Below are 15,232 nucleotides of genomic sequence, written 5' to 3'. Positions count from 1 at the left end.
TTTATTATTACTTCATGAGATTACCGTGTAGCCTACGGCTACTCGCAATGACAACTCAATATTCGTGCGGGCAATGACGTAGCAAAACCTCACAACCCCACTATATTTCTAGCAAAATCATGTTGGTTGAATATTTTTAAGTCCTCTATCTTCTCACCTATACCGATAAAGTATAAGGGTAAATTAAATTTTTGTACTACTCCGACAATTACGCCCGCTTTAGCACTGCCGTCTAGTTTAGTCACGATAAGCCCTGTCAAATTAGTAGCATCATTAAAATGTTCTACTTGGTTATAGGTATTTTGTCCGGTAATAGCATCAATGACTAAAACGCTATGAGTGGGGGCATTCTCGTCTAGTTTTTTTATAACTTTTACAATCTTAGACAGTTCATCCATCAAATTTTTCTTATTATGAAGCCTACCTGCTGTATCGATAAAAAGTATATCGATATTTTGTTTTATCGATTCTTCCATCCCGCGATAAGCAACACTTGCGGGGTCAGCCGATTCTTCACCGGTAATAAGTAGTGCATTTGCTCTATCTGCCCAAGTACTTAGCTGATTTACAGCAGCTGCTCTAAAAGTATCGCAGGCTGCAACTGCTACTTTTTTACCTTGTGCCGAGTACATTGCAGCAAGCTTACCTATAGTCGTGGTTTTACCTGCTCCGTTAACACCGCAAACTAAAATTACGTTTAATTTATTTTCGCTTAAAGTAAAAGGAATTTCTGATTTTGATAGCTGCTGCTCTATTAATTTAGCAAGGGCTTCTTTTACTGTATCACTATCTATTTCTTTGTCAAATTTTACCTTTTTAAATTCTTCAATAATATTAGTTACTACCAAAACACTCATATCACTTGAGATAAGTAGCTCTTCTAGCGCTTCTAGAGTTTCTGCATCTAATTTTTTCTTGTAAAATATTTTGTCGATACCTTCCGATATTTTATTAGAAGTTTTAGATAAACTTTGTTTTAATTTACTAAATATCGAAATCATATTAGATAGTTTTTTGTTTTATGGATGTTGGTGTTACGCCTGCATGAGTATCAAATCGTAATTGCGAGGAAATTACGTAAGTAATTGACGAAGCAATCTCAGGAGTTTGTTGTTATTTCATGAGATTGCCACGCAGCCTATGGCTCGCAATGACGATTAGGTATCTACACAGATAAGCCATCTTGCAATGATGACTAAGGTACTTATCTCTTTTTCTTATTTTTGCTTTTGTTTTTATTTCCGTCAATGGTTTTATTGAATCTACCTAAATTTTTAACAAATTTTTGTAGTCCGTTAAGTTCTGTTCCATATGTCCTAGTATATTCATGGACTATTTCTATATCTTGTCTATGAGAATCATCTATTACTACTACTTCCTGCATAAAGTTATTAGCATCAAACGTAATTTTTACTATCTTCTGCTTTTCAATTTTTGGATTGAGCCAAGCTCTTTGAGACATAACTCTTTCAACATAATACCAGGTATTTTGGGAATATTCCGGTACTATAGTAGGCGTACCTATTAACTCTACGACTTCTGTTTTATTTAGTTTTTTAGACTCTAATTTTACAAGTGCCGAATCATCTATAGATTGCCCTCTATTTTCGATAGTTTTGCAGCCGCTTAAGGAAAAAAAGGCTAATATACTAAAAATGTATGTTATAAAAATTTTCATAAGTTTAATTTTATCTAGATTTTATTACAAGATTATAATATACTGCTTCACTAATTTGACAAATACTTTTTAATTTATATTTAGAGAGGCTAATAATGGCAGTTCCAAAGAAAAAAACATCAAAATCAAGACGTAATATGAGACGTTCGCACTTAGCACTTGGCAAAGTTAACGTAATAGTTGATTCGCAAACCGGTGAATATAAGCTTCCGCATCACGTTTCTTTAGTCGACGGTACTTATAATAATCGTCTAGTAGTAACAAAGAAAATTAAAACTGAAGAAGAAGTAGCCTAAAAGATTTATGACCTGTAAAATTATTGGTTGCGGCGGGTATCTTCCTTCAAAAATAGTTAGTAATGATGAGCTTGCAAAATTCGTAGATACTAACGATGAATGGATTAGAACAAGAACAGGTATTACGCAGCGTCATATAGCAGGTGATACAGAATATACTTCCCATCTTGCTTTAAAATCAGCTGAAAAAGCTATAGCAGATGCAGGGATATCGGTAAATGATATTGATTTAATTATTACATGTACTACTACTCCCGATAATAGCTTCCCTTCGGTTGCCTCTAAGCTTCAAGGTTATCTTGGTTTAACTAATATACCGTCTTTTGATTTACAAGCAGTATGTGCCGGCTTTGTTTATGGTTTACAAGTAGCAAATTCTCTTATCTCATCAGATAAATATAAAACTATTTTGCTTATAGGAGCCGAGAAAATGACGTCGTTATTAGATTGGAATGATAGGACTACTTGCGTTTTATTCGGTGATGGGGCCGGTAGCGTAATATTACAGCGTAGTAGTGATGATTCCGGTTTAATAGATAGTAATATCTTCTCAAGCGGTGCTGATTATGATGAAATATTATACACAAACGGTGGTGTAAGTATGAACGGTATTAGTGGCAAAATAGTTATGCAGGGGCAAAAATTATTTCGTCATGCAATAGAAAAAATGCAACAATCTATAAAAGATTTACTGCATGCTAATCAATTCAGTGTAAGCGATATTGATTATTTTATACCTCATCAAGCAAATATCCGTATTATAAATAAACTCGCTGAACTATTAAATATAGAAGAGCATAAAGTAGTGAAAACCGTAGACAAACATGCTAACTGCTCTGCTGCTTCTATTCCGCTTGCTTTGAGTACTCTCAAAGCATCAGGCAAAATAAAAAAAGGTGATATTCTACTATTTTCAGCTATCGGTGCAGGTCTTACTTGGGGCAGTGCATTCATTAGATGGTGAATATACTCGTTTTATTAGACATCTTTGGAAACTCTACTACTAGAGGTAATTTGTACGTTGATCCTGTACTCGAATCCTCACGTACCTCTATGTACGCTGCGGTTCTGCGTGCCGTGTCTCCTTCAAATTCCTCTCTATAAGCGAGTTTCTGAAGATGTCTATTTGAAAAATTGGCAACACTACTTATTTGCTTATAATTCTCACATATTATATATACGCTGCGGTTATAAGCTTCAAAATCGATTCCTCTTTTCCTCATTAAACTGCATCTATCTATTTATCCAAAGTATATACTTGTATTAAATGATATTTTTACCACATTTATACATGAGTAATTGCATTTTATAATATTTTAGCCTTTAAACTAATAAAATAATGATATATACTAACTCACATAGCTTTTGGTTAGTTTAGTTTTATGACTAGCTAAAATGAATTCAATATTAATAAATTATAATCTCAAGGAGTTTAATTATGAAAACAAAAATTACATTAGCTTTTCTTGCATTATGTATGCTTGCAGGGTGTAATACAACAAAAAGAGCACCGCAATTTGACGGTAATATGAACCAAAGTGAAGAAACTTCATTAATGAAAGATTTCGAGAAGCATGCAGGAAATGCAGTATGGTTTGCTTTTGATAGCTCTGATTTATCACCAAAGGCTAAAGAAGCCCTAGAGAGACAAGCTTGCTGGTTATCAAAGCATCCTGAAGTAAAAGTTACTGTTGAAGGACATTGCGATGAAAGAGGTACCAAAGAATATAACTTAGGTTTAGGTGAAAGAAGAGCAGCAGCAGCGAAAAAATTCTTAGCTCATAAAGGAATCGATCATAACAGATTAAATACAATCTCTTATGGTAAAGATAGACCTGCTATGATGGGTAATACTGAAGAAGCTTTTGCCTATAATCGTAGAGCTGTAACAGTTTTACACCACTAAAATTATTTACTGATTATAGTATCCTAAAAGGTCGAGTTTACTACTTGGCCTTTTTTTTACTTATAACTTGATGTTATTATTGCGAAAGCGTTGATGCGTGGATACCAAACCGTCATTGCAAGCCATAGGCTGCGTGGCAATCTCATGAAATAAAAACAAACTCCTGAGATTGCTTTGTCAATTACTTTGTAATTCCTCACAATGATGAAAACACTGAATCATATTGTCCTGTTTTTTAGGCGATACCTCAAAAATATAAAAATTTTACTAGACTTAACTGCATAATAATTATATAAATTTCAAATGAAAAGGGGCTGTAGCTCAGTTGGTTAGAGCACGCCGCTCATAACGGTGTGGTCGTAGGTTCAAGTCCTACCAGCCCCACCACACAAATTCTTATTTAAATTCGCATTAGCACTGAATTTATAATGATTAATCTAAAAACACTTTCTTGGTATCTTACTAAATTATATTCTAAGTGTTTCTTTATTATATTATTTCTTTTAATCGGGCTATTAATTATCTCAAATGTTTTTGATCTTTTACAAAAATTCAAAAATATTTATGTTCCTTTTAGTTTTTTTTTGAGACTTATCTTATATAAGATTCCTTATTTACTAGGTCAAGTATCTTCATTAATTAGTTTTACCGCTATGTTATTTTTTCTTAGAAATCTAACAAAAAATAATGAATTAACGGCTATGTTATCTAGCGGTATTCATATTTGGCAAGTGCTTGTTATTCCATGTATTGTAACTTTAATGTTAGGTATAGTTTTTACGACTATATTGAATCCTATCAGTACTATAGGCTTACAAAAATATGAGTTATTAGAAGCAAAACTAACTAAAAAAGCCTTGAGTGAGGGTATAATATCTAAATCAGGCTTATTATTTTTTGAATCTTTAAATGATGAAACTCAAATTATCCAAACACAATTTATTAATGTTGCCGAGAAAAAATTAAATAATATTACAATTTTATTTGTTGATCATAATAATTCTTTTTTAAAGAGAATTGATGCATTATACGGTATTATTGAAAATAAAATGTTACATTTAAGTAGAGTTAAGGTTTTTACAAAAGAAGAAACTAAGGCTTACAATAATTTAACTATGCAGACAAATTTATCAATTAATAGTTTAGTAAATAAATTTATTCGTCCTGAAATGGTTTCTATTTGGGCTTTACCTAAATTAATTAATGAATTATTAAATTCAGGTTTACCGGCTATTAATTATCAAATTTATTATTACAAGCAATTATTTAAGCCTATAATGATGATGGCAACCGTAATTTTAGCAAGTTGTTTTATTAGTCTTAAACAGCGTGATAATTCCCAAGAAAAAATACTGCTATTAGGTTTATTTTCAGGTTTTATAGCATATTCGTTATCAGAAATATTATTAAAAATACTTACTTATAATAATTTGTCTTTAATTGCTGCTATTTTATTACCTAGTATGCTAATATTTTTTATTAGTAACTTTATTATGTTACATTATAAAGAAATTTGATATAGACGAAGTTTAATTTGAAAAATTGGCATTGTCGCTTCTCATTGTTGATCCTCACTTAGTATTCTACGCTGCGGTCAAAAATTCCGAGGCTTCTTGCTCTTTTCCAAATTAAACTTCGTCTATATCAAATTTTTATTTACTATGGGACTGTTTATTTTGTTAACAGTTCTATAGAAGTGTTTTTAGAATTTAGAGAGAAAAAATAAAATGATAATGAAATTTTTGGAAGGGTTTTCTTCCGGTATGGCCATAGATCTTGGTACGGCAAATACTATTGTCTATCAAAAAAATTGTGGAATTGTTCTAAGGGAACCTTCTGTTATTGCGTTAATAAAAAAAGACGGTGCTTTTGTGCCTTATGCTTATGGTCATGAAGCAAAAATGATGCTTGGGCGTACTCCTACGGATATTGAAGCAAAAAGACCTTTAAAAGATGGTGTTATTGCCGATTTTAAGGGTGCAGAGGAAATGATAAAGTATTTTATTAGAATGGTACATAATCGTCGCTCTTTTTTTGGGCCGACAATTGTTATTTGTGTGCCTTCCGGTTCTACGCCAGTTGAGCGTCGTGCTATCCAAGAAGCAGCAGAAAGTGCAGGGGGTAGGGATGTCTATTTAATTGAAGAACCTATGGCGGCAGCGATCGGGGCAGGGCTACCCGTAACGGAAGCAACCGGTTCAATGATTGTTGATATTGGAGGAGGCACTACCGAAGTTGCAGTTTTGTCACTAGGGGGCATAGTATATGCAAGGTCGGTAAGAGTCGGCGGTGATAAGATGGATGAAGCTATTATCTCATATATAAGAAGGCACTATAACCTATTGATAGGTGAGGCTACTGCCGAAAAGATAAAGCAAGAAATAGGTACGGCTTATGTAGATGAAAACGCTGAGCCGAGAAAGATGGAAATTAAAGGACGTGATTTAATTTACGGTATTCCTAAAGAAATGATATTGAACGAAAGACAAATTGCTGATAGTCTAATTGAACCGGTAAGTCAAATTGTTGAAGCGGTAAAAGTAGCACTAGAAGCAACACCTCCTGAATTATCTTCAGATATAGTTGATAAGGGAATTGTTTTAACAGGCGGCGGCTCATTATTACGAAATCTTGATTTTGTTCTTAGTGAAGCCACTAAATTGCCAGTAATAGTTGCAGATGATGCCCTCTCTTGTGTGGCACTTGGAACAGGAAAAGTACTTGAAGATTTTACAAAGCTAAAACATGTACTATTTAAACAGGATTAAAAATGGCAATACTTGCAAATAGAGTAAAAAATTCTTCAAATTCATTAGAATTAATAAGAATAATATCAAATACTCTTAAGCGTTTTTTTGTTATATTTGGGCTTGGATTGTCTGTATATTTATTTTTTGCTACACCTAAAAAAATATCTAGTATATCACTTGAAGTAACCGGTAGTATAGTATCAATCGGTTTAGCAGTGTATGAAGATATATTTGAATATATAAATTCAATAACACAAAAATTTGTTTATTTTCAAGATTTAGAACGAAAAAATATAGAACTTAAACTTGAGATAGCAAGATTACAACATTTACAAAGTGAAGTAGAATTGGTAAGAGCCGAAAACATTGCATTAAAAGATTTGTTAACGATTGCTGAGGAAGAAGAATTTGAATATATTACTACTAAATTACTGAGTGTTTCCTTTAATCCCTTTTCTAGAACTGCTTTGATTTCTGCAGGTAAAAAGCAAGGCATTGAACCTGATCAAATCGTTGTTAATGCAGGAAAATTAGTAGGAAAAGTAATAGAAGTGAGTAATAATTATGCGAAAGTAATGTTAATTAGCGATGTTAATTCTAGAATACCTATTAAAGCTAATTCTTCAAGAGAACAAGGTATTTTAGCAGGTAATAATAATAATAGTAAAATTTTATACTTGCCTAACAATCATTTAGTACAGCAAGATGAGGAGATAGTAACCTCTGGATACGGTAATATTTATCCTGCAGGTATTTTAGTGGGCTATGTGTCTAAAGTGACAGAACATGATGTTATGGTAAACGTAGCAGCTGATCTATCTAAAACGGAATTTGTACAAGTATTATTGCCTAAGGAGTAATTTCTGTTTTGTTTGTACTCTATGTCATTACCGCGTAGGCATTGTGGCATGGATCGGTACAATCCCCTGTGTGTCACCCTGTGGCTTGACCACGGGGGGTCTAACAATAAAAAATACTAGCAACAAAGTTTTCCCGTGTAGGTGGGGATTCAGCAAAATAACTTCAATATTGCTACAGAAGTTATATATTTGATAAAATAACCATATAAAAACTTGTTTTTATATGGTTTTACTAGATTTTTGCCTATGCGGGAATGACATTGAGTAGGCTTTTCGATCCATGTAATAAGGCTGGTAATACTCGACACACTTTGTATATATCTATCCTTTATTTATTCAGAGGTTATTAATATGGCACTTGCTACTAAAGTAAAAGAATTTTTAGAAGAAAAATTAAAACAAGAAAAGATAGATCGTAAATATCTTGCCGAAGTCACTAATATCCCTTATACTACTGTTAGCAGGATTATGAGAGCGGAAGCTAATCGTGAATTCAACCCTGAAATAGATACTATTTTAAAAATAGCAAAATATTTTAATTGTACTATGGATGAGGTAATAAAAAGAAAAGTACAGAATAATTCATAAAGCTTGATACAAGCGAATTTTGCATGACTCGCCTGTACTCACGCACGTAGTTTACCTATTGCTTTCGCAGGCTTGCATTTAAATTCATCTTGTCTAAATCTTTCTGAAATATGCTGTACCTACGAAATAAAACATAAAATATGACAACAAAAAATAAAAGAGTTCTTCAGAAATGCGCTTATAGAGAGGAATTTAAAGGCGACATGGAACGTAGCACCGCAGTGACGTCTAAATTACCTCTAGAAGTAGAACTTTCGAGGAACTCTAAAGGACTGATTATAATTTTATCTTCCCCTTCAGGTACAGGTAAGTCGAGTTTAGCTAAAGCATTATTGAAAATAGATAATAATTTGCGTTTATCTATTTCGGCAACTACAAGAAAACCACGTTTAGGAGAAGTAGAGGGCATAAACTATTACTTTAAGACCGGTCTAGAGTTTGAAGAATTAGTTAAGCAGAATAAATTCCTTGAATATGCTAAAATATACGATAATTATTACGGTACGCCTAAAGAATATGTCGAAATGTTATTAAATCAAGGCTTGGATGTTTTGTTTGATATTGATTGGCAAGGAGCACGGAGTATTAAGGAAAATGCTACTAATGTTGTTGCTATATTTGTATTGCCTCCTAATATTGAAGTATTGGAACAACGCTTAAGAAATAGAGCGACCGATAATGAAGAAGCAATAAAATTACGTATGCAGTCGGCACAAAACGAAATATCACATGCTAATGAGTATGATTATGTAGTTACTAACGATGACTTTGACCGGACGCTTAAAAAAATACATGCGATTATAGTTGCAGCACGAGACAAAGCGTTTTGACTTTGTCGTTTTTTCTTTCTATACTGAGCATTAGACGTTATGTTTCTAATTTTCATAGTACTAATTTAAATGTTTAGAAAACAATTCCTTTCATCAATAATAAAACATTTTAAAACTCATAAAGTTTGTGCCTTGTTAGGACCAAGGCAGTGCGGAAAAACTACACTTTCTAAACAATTCGTAGAAGCTTATAATATTCCTAAAATCAATATTTTTGATCTTGAAAATCCTTTAGATTTAGCAAGATTAAATGAACCGATGCTTGCTTTGTCTGATCTACAAGGATTTGTTATTATTGATGAAATTCAGTATAAACCGAATCTATTCCCTATTTTAAGAGTTCTTGTTGATACAACTGATATTAAATTTTTAGTACTAGGCAGTGCATCAAGAGACTTAATTAAACAAGGTTCTGAAACACTAGCAGGTAGAATAGGTTATATTGAAATGACACCGTTTACCTTATCTGAAGTGTCAGGTACTCAGCAATTATGGATACGCGGCGGATTTCCTTTATCATACCTTGCAGATGATGAAGAGTTAAGTGCTTTATGGCGTCAGAATTACATTAAAACATTTTTAGAAAGAGATATACCAAATTTAGGTTTTACAATTCCGTCTCTGCAGTTACGTAGGTTTTGGTTAATGCTTTGCCATTATCACGCTAATATATTGAATGCTTCAGAACTTGGAAATTCTTTATCTATCTCATATCATACCGCAAAGCATTATTTAGATATTTTAGAGGGAACTTTTATGATCCGTATTTTGCAGCCTTGGTATGAAAACCTTAAAAAAAGACAAGTTAAGACTCCAAAAATCTTTTTTAGAGATAGTGGAATATATCACGCTTTATTAGGCTTAAATAATTATGAAGCTTTAAGCACTCATCCTAAAATAGGTGCATCATGGGAAGGATTTGCCTTAGAACAAATTGTTAGATATTATAAAGCCGAACCCGAAGAATGTTATTTTTGGTCATCTCATAATGGAGCGGAAATAGATCTTTTAATTTTTAAAAATGGGAAACGTTTGGGGTTTGAAATTAAATATACAAATACACCGAGCATTACAAAATCAATGCAAATATCTTTAGAAGATTTAAAACTTGATCAAATTAATGTAATATTTCCAGGTGAGATTAGCTTTAAATTGTCAGAAAAAATACAGGCAATAGGTCTTTCGAGCTTAATTCAAAATGATACAAAAGCTGCAACTATATAGTTACAGCTTTTAGAATGTTATATAATGTTATATTATTTCACATACGCCTTTAGAAGCTTTACCGGCAAGTTTGATATCTTTGGAAGTATTATCCACACAATTACCTAAATCTTGATTATATTGATGGACTTGACTACTCGCTTGCATAGCTTCTTTAAATATTGCGTTATGTTTTTGCTGTTGTTCTTCAAATTGTACTTTTGCAGCTTCTAAAGCTGCTTTTTTTTGTTCAGGAGTTAAATTTTTAAATTTAGACATAATAATTACTAATTTAGTTAAATTCCTCTCGTTTTATTATTTGTAACTTTAATATTAGGAGTACGAGTAGGAGATAAACTCCCAGTATTAGTATCTTTTACTTGTGTTTGTTCTCTGATTTTATTAGCTAAAGATTTAGTTTTACCCACGTTAATTTTATTTAGTACTTTATTATGATGCTCTATATCTTTTACAACGCCGTCTGTCTTAATTGCTTTATGCTGATGTTTTAGAACTAAATATTTTTCATATGCATCTAAATATTTTTCTGGTTCTTTTTTATAACGCTCTTTAATATCACTTCCTAATTTCTTTATTTTATCTTTATTTATGTTGTGTTCTTTTTCATGTTTAATAATTTCTTGATCTAATATTTTTTTACTATTTTCAATCTTCTCTACATATGCCTTATGTATTTTTAACATTTCTTGGTGAAATTCTAATTCTCCTTTTAATTCGTTAACTTTTTTGGGTGCTAAGCCTTTTTCTTGTAATTGTTGTGATAAATTCGTTATTGTTTTATTTAATTCATTTAATTCTGTATGTGCTTGTTTGTGTTCTTCAGTTATTTTTTTATGGTTTTTATGTAATACTTTATACGCTTGATTTAGTTTAAATATTTCTTCATGAGTTAATATTTCACGATTTAACTCTTCATGATCAATAATGTTTTCCTTTTCTAGTTTATTTATTATCTTATCTAAACGCTTATTACTTTCTGCAATTCTTTTAGTATCTTTAGTAATATTTTTTATAAATTCATTATGCAAATTATTAAGTGCAGCAACTCTTTGTGCGATTTCTTTTTCTTCTTCGGCAAGTTTTCTTGCTCTTTGTGATTTTAGAAATTCTTCTTCTTGAACCCTAGCTTTCTCAATAGATTGTTCTACTTCATAGTGCTTGAGCTTAGTTTCAGCAGTCTCTTTTAGATTGGATATGTCAAAATTCAAGCCATATGAAGCTGCTTCGCTTTGTAAACTACTCAATGCTCCTAGAATTATTTCTATTTGAGAGCGAGAATAAGCATTGTTAAGATGCTCTTTTAAATTATCGAATTTATATTTTAATGTAGCTGTTATATCAGATATGCTCATCATCTTTAATATTAACGCTAAAAAACGTTAACAAAAGTTAATAATTAAGTCAAGAAAATTTTAATAAAAATTAATCTTGTATTTCTAGCCATTGATTTAATAACTCGTCTAGTTTGTTTTGATCATTAATTAGTTGGCTAGTAATGCTGTTATATTTTTGAGGATTATCTAAATATAGATTAACGTCTTCAAGTTCTTTTTCTAAGTGTTTGATGGATATTTCTAGCTTTTCAATATAGTTGGGCAATGTTTCAAGCAAACGCTGATATTTATAAGATAGCTTTTTATTTAGAGGTTCTTTTTGAGCAGTTAGTGGTAGTGGTTTTGAAGCTTTTTTTGCTATAGGAGAGGTAGTAAAATACTGCTTATAATCTTCATAACCTCCTGTTAAATCATGAATTTTACCTTGAGCGAAAACTAAAGTTCTAGTAACTAACCTCTCTAAAAAGTCACGATCATGGCTCACGACTATTAAAGTACCTGAATAATCTGTAAGTATATCTAGTAAAATTTCCAGACTATCCATGTCGAGGTCATTAGTCGGTTCATCTAAAATTAACAGATTGCCAGGGTTCATTAGAATTTTTGCAAGTAATAATCTATTAGCTTCACCGCCTGATAAAATAGCGGTTTTTGCATTAAGTAGTTTAGGATTAAACATGAATTGTTTTAAATAACCGGCAACATGCATGGTTTTACCGTGTGGCAAAAATACTTGATCACCGCCTGTAGGACATAAAGTTTGTTGTAATGTATGATTAGGCTCTAGTTTTTCTCTATGTTGATCAAAATATGAAATATCTAAATTACCGCCATATATAATTTTGCCGCTTTCAGGGGTAAGCTGTTTTGTTAGTAGTTTGATAAAGGTAGATTTGCCTGAGCCATTTGCACCGATTATACCAATTTTCTCGCCGTTTTTTACACGAAAGCTAAAATTATCAATAATTTTAGTATTTTTATAACTAAAAGTAATATTATCTGCTTCAATAATGAATTTACTTTTAGCTATATTTTCGGCAAGCTCTGCCCTAACTCTTTGTGTTGAACTAGCTAGTTTTGCAGTCTGTTCTTGTGTTATTGCTCTTAAAGCTTTCAAATCCGCAAGTCTCTTTTGATTTCGTTTACGTCTAGCAGTAACACCGGCATTTAACCATTCATTTTCTTGAGATAATTTTTTATTTAATTTCCGAAGAGCGGCTTCTTCTTGGTCTATGATAATTGTTTGCCATTCATCAAAAAATTTAAATCCTTTATCGGATTTACGTAAAATTCCTCTATCAAGCCACCAAATTTTATTAGTAACATTTGAGAGGAATGTTCTATCATGACTAACGCAAATAATAGCACCCTTATAAGATTTAACAAATTCTTCTAACCATTCGATTGTTGCAATATCTAGATGGTTAGTTGGTTCATCAAGTAGTAATATTTCCGGCTCTAATATTAAAGCTTTAGCAAGGCTTGCTCTGCTCAGTTGACCGCCTGAATAAGTGGATAAATTATCTGTTCCGTTGATTTGTAATTTTTCTAGAATTATATCGATTTGGTATTTATCTATTTCTTTTGTACTATCTGTTTGTTGTAAGACAAAATCATAAACAGTTAGATGAGTTTTTATAGGAATATCTTGTCTTAAATAACCGGTTGTAACTAAAGGATCTTGAAATAATGCACCGTTATCTAACTCATAATCACCTGATATGACTTTCATTAAGCTTGATTTCCCGCAGCCGTTACGTCCTATAAGACAAATCTTATCGCCTGTGTACAAATAAAGCTCTAAATCAGATAAAATTACTTTATCCGCAAAACTTAAGTTACCGTCTTTAATGTAATAAATTGGGGTCATAGTTGATTATTGGCTAGTTTTTATGTCATTCCTGCGAAAGCAGGAATCTAGAAAAATAACCTTAATATTGGTACAAAATTACATATTTGATAGAATAAACATATAAAAATAAGTTTTTATATGTTTTACTGGATTCCTGCTTTCGCAGGAATGACTTTAAGTTAAAGGTTGGTAAACGAAGTTTAATTTGGAAAAGCACAAGGAGTCCATAAGACGAGGAGCGGAACGTATACTTAATACGTGAGTACAGTGCTTATAGGACTTTGTGCCAATTTTTTAAATTAAACGAGTATACTCTTAATCACTAAACTAGCATTAGTACCACCGAATCCGAACGAGTTGGAAAGCACGTAATCTATCTTAGTTTTCTTAGCTTTCAGTGCAACTAAATCTATATTCACCTCATCCATAGGGGTATCTAAGTTTAAGGTTGGCGGTGCAATCTGGTCTCTAATGGCAAGAGCTGAAAAGATAAACTCAACACTTCCTGCTGCACCAAGCAAATGTCCTATTGATGATTTAGTAGAAGACATTAAAACTTTAGGATTCGCTTCTAAAAATAATTTTTGTACGGCTGCTAATTCTATTCCATCACCAAGTGTAGTAGAAGTACCGTGTGCATTAATATAATCAATCATATCGGGCGTGATAGTTGCATCTAGCATTGCGTCTCTCATCGCTCTATAAGCTCCTCTACCTTCAGGATGTGGAGCTGTCATATGATAGGCGTCACCTGTAGAGCCGTATCCTATAACTTCACCGTAAACTTTAGCCCCTCGATTTAAGGCATGCTCATATTCTTCTAAGACTACAACGCCTGCTCCTTCACCCATAACAAAGCCGCTGCGGTCTTTATCCCAAGGTCTTGAGGCTTTTTTAGGATTATCGTTATATTTAGTACATAATGCTCTAGCAGCAACGAAACCTGCAACTCCGACAGGTGTAACTGGAGCTTCCGCACCGCCTGCTATCATAACATCGGCATAGCCGTGCTTTATCATACGCATAGCATCGCCTATAGCATGTGCCCCTGTAGAGCAAGCTGTTACTGCCGTTTGGTTTGGACCGCTAAAACCGTATTTTATAGAAACAAGACCGGATAAAAGATTAATTAATGAAGCGGGGATAAAGAAAGGACTAACTTTGCCGTTATTTTCTTGATAAAGTTTGATAGAGGTATCTTCGATCATTTTAAGCCCGCCGATTCCTGAACCTAATATCAAGCCAGTTCTATCACGAGATTTTTCATCGTCGGGTAACCAGCCGCTATCTTCAACTGCTTCGGTTGCGGCTGCTACTCCGTAATGGATAAATTTATCCATTTTACTTAGTCTATTAATGTCATCTGCTTGTGTGAAATTTTCAAGTTTAAATCCATCTTTCTCAGAGTTATCTATAAGTCCAGCAATTTTACACGCAAGTTTAGAAGTGTCAAATTCTGTAATAGTTTTTATACCGCTTACTCCATCTACAATGTTTTTCCAAGACGAGTTAACATTAAGCCCAACAGGAGTAACAAGTCCAAGTCCGGTAATAACTACTCTTTTATTTACTCTTTGATTCGACATTTTTAATTATCTATTAGGGATTTGTTATGCAGATTAAGATTGGCGTTCTTTGATATATTGTATAACATCGGATACGGTTTTAATTTTAGTGGCTTCATCATCAGGGATATCAATACCGTATTCAACTTCTATTGCCATCATTAACTCTACGGTATCAAGGCTATCAGCTTTCAAATCTTCTATAAATCTTGAATCCGTAGTTATTATCGATTTATCTTTATTTAGCTTTTCAGCAACCATTTCAATAACTTTCTGTTCGATCTTATCCGTTGTACTCATAATTTTGAACTCCATAAATCATTTAATTTTATATGCTGTATAATAGCGG

Annotated in this window: 17 protein-coding genes and 1 tRNA gene; 10 read left to right on the top strand and 8 right to left on the bottom strand. The window is 32.6% G+C overall.

All coding sequences use genetic code 11. The annotated features are described in order from the left end of the window. Window positions 1-89: 89 nt before the first annotated feature. On the bottom strand, window positions 90-1,001 hold the full coding sequence (gene ftsY / locus BTU51_RS06750; RefSeq protein WP_012151314.1) for a signal recognition particle-docking protein FtsY: 912 nt from the start codon (window positions 999-1,001) through the stop codon (window positions 90-92). 203 nt (window positions 1,002-1,204) lie between these two features. Next, window positions 1,205-1,678: an outer membrane protein assembly factor BamE gene (locus BTU51_RS06745; protein WP_012151313.1), complete on the bottom strand. Its 474-nt coding sequence runs from the start codon at window positions 1,676-1,678 to the stop codon at window positions 1,205-1,207. Between the two features lie 95 nt (window positions 1,679-1,773). Here BTU51_RS06745 and rpmF point away from each other — a divergent pair, with 95 nt between their 5' ends. Both rpmF and BTU51_RS06735 read left to right on the top strand, forming a co-directional pair. After that, complete coding sequence (gene rpmF, locus BTU51_RS06740) at window positions 1,774-1,974, top strand: 50S ribosomal protein L32 (RefSeq protein ID WP_004997395.1); 201 nt, start codon at window positions 1,774-1,776, stop codon at window positions 1,972-1,974. A 7-nt stretch (window positions 1,975-1,981) separates the two neighbouring features. Next, window positions 1,982-2,938, top strand: a complete 957-nt coding sequence (locus BTU51_RS06735; RefSeq protein ID WP_010977768.1) for a beta-ketoacyl-ACP synthase III — start codon at window positions 1,982-1,984, stop codon at window positions 2,936-2,938. Here the strand turns inward: BTU51_RS06735 and BTU51_RS06730 are convergent. Continuing rightward, window positions 2,928-3,197 (bottom strand): palindromic element RPE1 domain-containing protein, encoded by a 270-nt coding sequence (locus BTU51_RS06730; RefSeq protein WP_012151312.1) that lies wholly within the window; start codon window positions 3,195-3,197, stop codon window positions 2,928-2,930. The genes BTU51_RS06735 and BTU51_RS06730 overlap by 11 nt on opposite strands. 215 nt (window positions 3,198-3,412) lie before the next feature. On the opposite strand from BTU51_RS06730, the gene pal reads away from it, so the two are divergent. From pal to BTU51_RS06680, 8 genes are all read left to right on the top strand, one after another. After that, window positions 3,413-3,880 (top strand): peptidoglycan-associated lipoprotein Pal, encoded by a 468-nt coding sequence (gene pal / locus BTU51_RS06725; protein ID WP_012151311.1) that lies wholly within the window; start codon window positions 3,413-3,415, stop codon window positions 3,878-3,880. A gap of 310 nt (window positions 3,881-4,190) precedes the next feature. Beyond that, window positions 4,191-4,267: transfer RNA gene (locus tag BTU51_RS06720), tRNA-Ile, on the top strand. Between the two features lie 41 nt (window positions 4,268-4,308). Beyond that, complete coding sequence (locus tag BTU51_RS06715) at window positions 4,309-5,397, top strand: LptF/LptG family permease (protein WP_012151310.1); 1,089 nt, start codon at window positions 4,309-4,311, stop codon at window positions 5,395-5,397. A gap of 210 nt (window positions 5,398-5,607) precedes the next feature. Then, on the top strand, window positions 5,608-6,648 hold the full coding sequence (locus BTU51_RS06710) for a rod shape-determining protein (protein WP_010977764.1): 1,041 nt from the start codon (window positions 5,608-5,610) through the stop codon (window positions 6,646-6,648). Between the two features lie 2 nt (window positions 6,649-6,650). Next, the gene (mreC, locus tag BTU51_RS06705) at window positions 6,651-7,490 is read left to right on the top strand and encodes a rod shape-determining protein MreC (protein ID WP_012151309.1); all 840 of its coding nucleotides are present in this window, start codon (window positions 6,651-6,653) and stop codon (window positions 7,488-7,490) included. A 351-nt stretch (window positions 7,491-7,841) separates the two neighbouring features. Beyond that, window positions 7,842-8,078, top strand: a complete 237-nt coding sequence (locus BTU51_RS06700) for a helix-turn-helix domain-containing protein (protein ID WP_004997409.1) — start codon at window positions 7,842-7,844, stop codon at window positions 8,076-8,078. A gap of 140 nt (window positions 8,079-8,218) precedes the next feature. After that, window positions 8,219-8,908 carry a guanylate kinase gene (gene gmk, locus BTU51_RS06685; protein WP_012151308.1) on the top strand — a complete coding sequence of 230 codons (690 nt, stop codon included), beginning with the start codon at window positions 8,219-8,221 and terminating at the stop codon, window positions 8,906-8,908. A 69-nt stretch (window positions 8,909-8,977) separates the two neighbouring features. After that, a complete protein-coding gene (locus BTU51_RS06680; protein WP_012151307.1) occupies window positions 8,978-10,132 on the top strand; it encodes an ATP-binding protein in 1,155 nt (384 codons plus the stop codon). Window positions 10,133-10,159: 27 nt separating this feature from the next. On the opposite strand, the gene BTU51_RS06675 is transcribed toward BTU51_RS06680, so the two are convergent. The 5 genes from BTU51_RS06675 to acpP all read right to left on the bottom strand — a co-directional run bounded on the left by BTU51_RS06675 (window position 10,160) and on the right by acpP (window position 15,198). Continuing rightward, complete coding sequence (locus tag BTU51_RS06675; protein WP_012151306.1) at window positions 10,160-10,390, bottom strand: hypothetical protein; 231 nt, start codon at window positions 10,388-10,390, stop codon at window positions 10,160-10,162. A gap of 17 nt (window positions 10,391-10,407) precedes the next feature. Further along, complete coding sequence (gene roaM, locus BTU51_RS06670; RefSeq protein WP_012151305.1) at window positions 10,408-11,478, bottom strand: actin-based motility regulator RoaM; 1,071 nt, start codon at window positions 11,476-11,478, stop codon at window positions 10,408-10,410. A 76-nt stretch (window positions 11,479-11,554) separates the two neighbouring features. Next, a complete protein-coding gene (locus tag BTU51_RS06665) occupies window positions 11,555-13,336 on the bottom strand; it encodes an ABC-F family ATP-binding cassette domain-containing protein (protein ID WP_012151304.1) in 1,782 nt (593 codons plus the stop codon). A 281-nt stretch (window positions 13,337-13,617) separates the two neighbouring features. After that, entirely contained in the window at window positions 13,618-14,904 is a 1,287-nt protein-coding gene (gene fabF, locus BTU51_RS06660) for a beta-ketoacyl-ACP synthase II (RefSeq protein ID WP_012151303.1), read from the bottom strand. A 33-nt stretch (window positions 14,905-14,937) separates the two neighbouring features. After that, complete coding sequence (gene acpP, locus BTU51_RS06655) at window positions 14,938-15,198, bottom strand: acyl carrier protein (RefSeq protein ID WP_012149091.1); 261 nt, start codon at window positions 15,196-15,198, stop codon at window positions 14,938-14,940. Between the last annotated feature and the right edge of the window lie 34 nt (window positions 15,199-15,232).

This window comes from Rickettsia rickettsii (assembly GCF_001951015.1).
In the GTDB taxonomy this organism is placed as follows: Bacteria; Pseudomonadota; Alphaproteobacteria; order Rickettsiales; family Rickettsiaceae; genus Rickettsia; species Rickettsia rickettsii.
Note: the sequence above shows the minus strand (reverse complement) of the source record. Positions and strands in the feature narration are given on the sequence as shown.

Coding starts and splice junctions, on each gene's coding strand:
- BTU51_RS06700 (WP_004997409.1), top strand. CDS start 7,842: ATGGCACTTGCTACTAAAGTAAAAGAATTTTTAGAAGAAAAATTAAAA.
- pal (WP_012151311.1), top strand. CDS start 3,413: ATGAAAACAAAAATTACATTAGCTTTTCTTGCATTATGTATGCTTGCA.
- mreC (WP_012151309.1), top strand. CDS start 6,651: ATGGCAATACTTGCAAATAGAGTAAAAAATTCTTCAAATTCATTAGAA.
- BTU51_RS06675 (WP_012151306.1), bottom strand. CDS start 10,390: ATGTCTAAATTTAAAAATTTAACTCCTGAACAAAAAAAAGCAGCTTTA.
- BTU51_RS06745 (WP_012151313.1), bottom strand. CDS start 1,678: ATGAAAATTTTTATAACATACATTTTTAGTATATTAGCCTTTTTTTCC.
- BTU51_RS06680 (WP_012151307.1), top strand. CDS start 8,978: ATGTTTAGAAAACAATTCCTTTCATCAATAATAAAACATTTTAAAACT.
- BTU51_RS06735 (WP_010977768.1), top strand. CDS start 1,982: ATGACCTGTAAAATTATTGGTTGCGGCGGGTATCTTCCTTCAAAAATA.
- gmk (WP_012151308.1), top strand. CDS start 8,219: ATGACAACAAAAAATAAAAGAGTTCTTCAGAAATGCGCTTATAGAGAG.
- ftsY (WP_012151314.1), bottom strand. CDS start 1,001: ATGATTTCGATATTTAGTAAATTAAAACAAAGTTTATCTAAAACTTCT.
- BTU51_RS06710 (WP_010977764.1), top strand. CDS start 5,608: ATGATAATGAAATTTTTGGAAGGGTTTTCTTCCGGTATGGCCATAGAT.
- acpP (WP_012149091.1), bottom strand. CDS start 15,198: ATGGAGTTCAAAATTATGAGTACAACGGATAAGATCGAACAGAAAGTT.
- BTU51_RS06715 (WP_012151310.1), top strand. CDS start 4,309: ATGATTAATCTAAAAACACTTTCTTGGTATCTTACTAAATTATATTCT.
- rpmF (WP_004997395.1), top strand. CDS start 1,774: ATGGCAGTTCCAAAGAAAAAAACATCAAAATCAAGACGTAATATGAGA.
- BTU51_RS06730 (WP_012151312.1), bottom strand. CDS start 3,197: ATGAGGAAAAGAGGAATCGATTTTGAAGCTTATAACCGCAGCGTATAT.
- BTU51_RS06665 (WP_012151304.1), bottom strand. CDS start 13,336: ATGACCCCAATTTATTACATTAAAGACGGTAACTTAAGTTTTGCGGAT.
- fabF (WP_012151303.1), bottom strand. CDS start 14,904: ATGTCGAATCAAAGAGTAAATAAAAGAGTAGTTATTACCGGACTTGGA.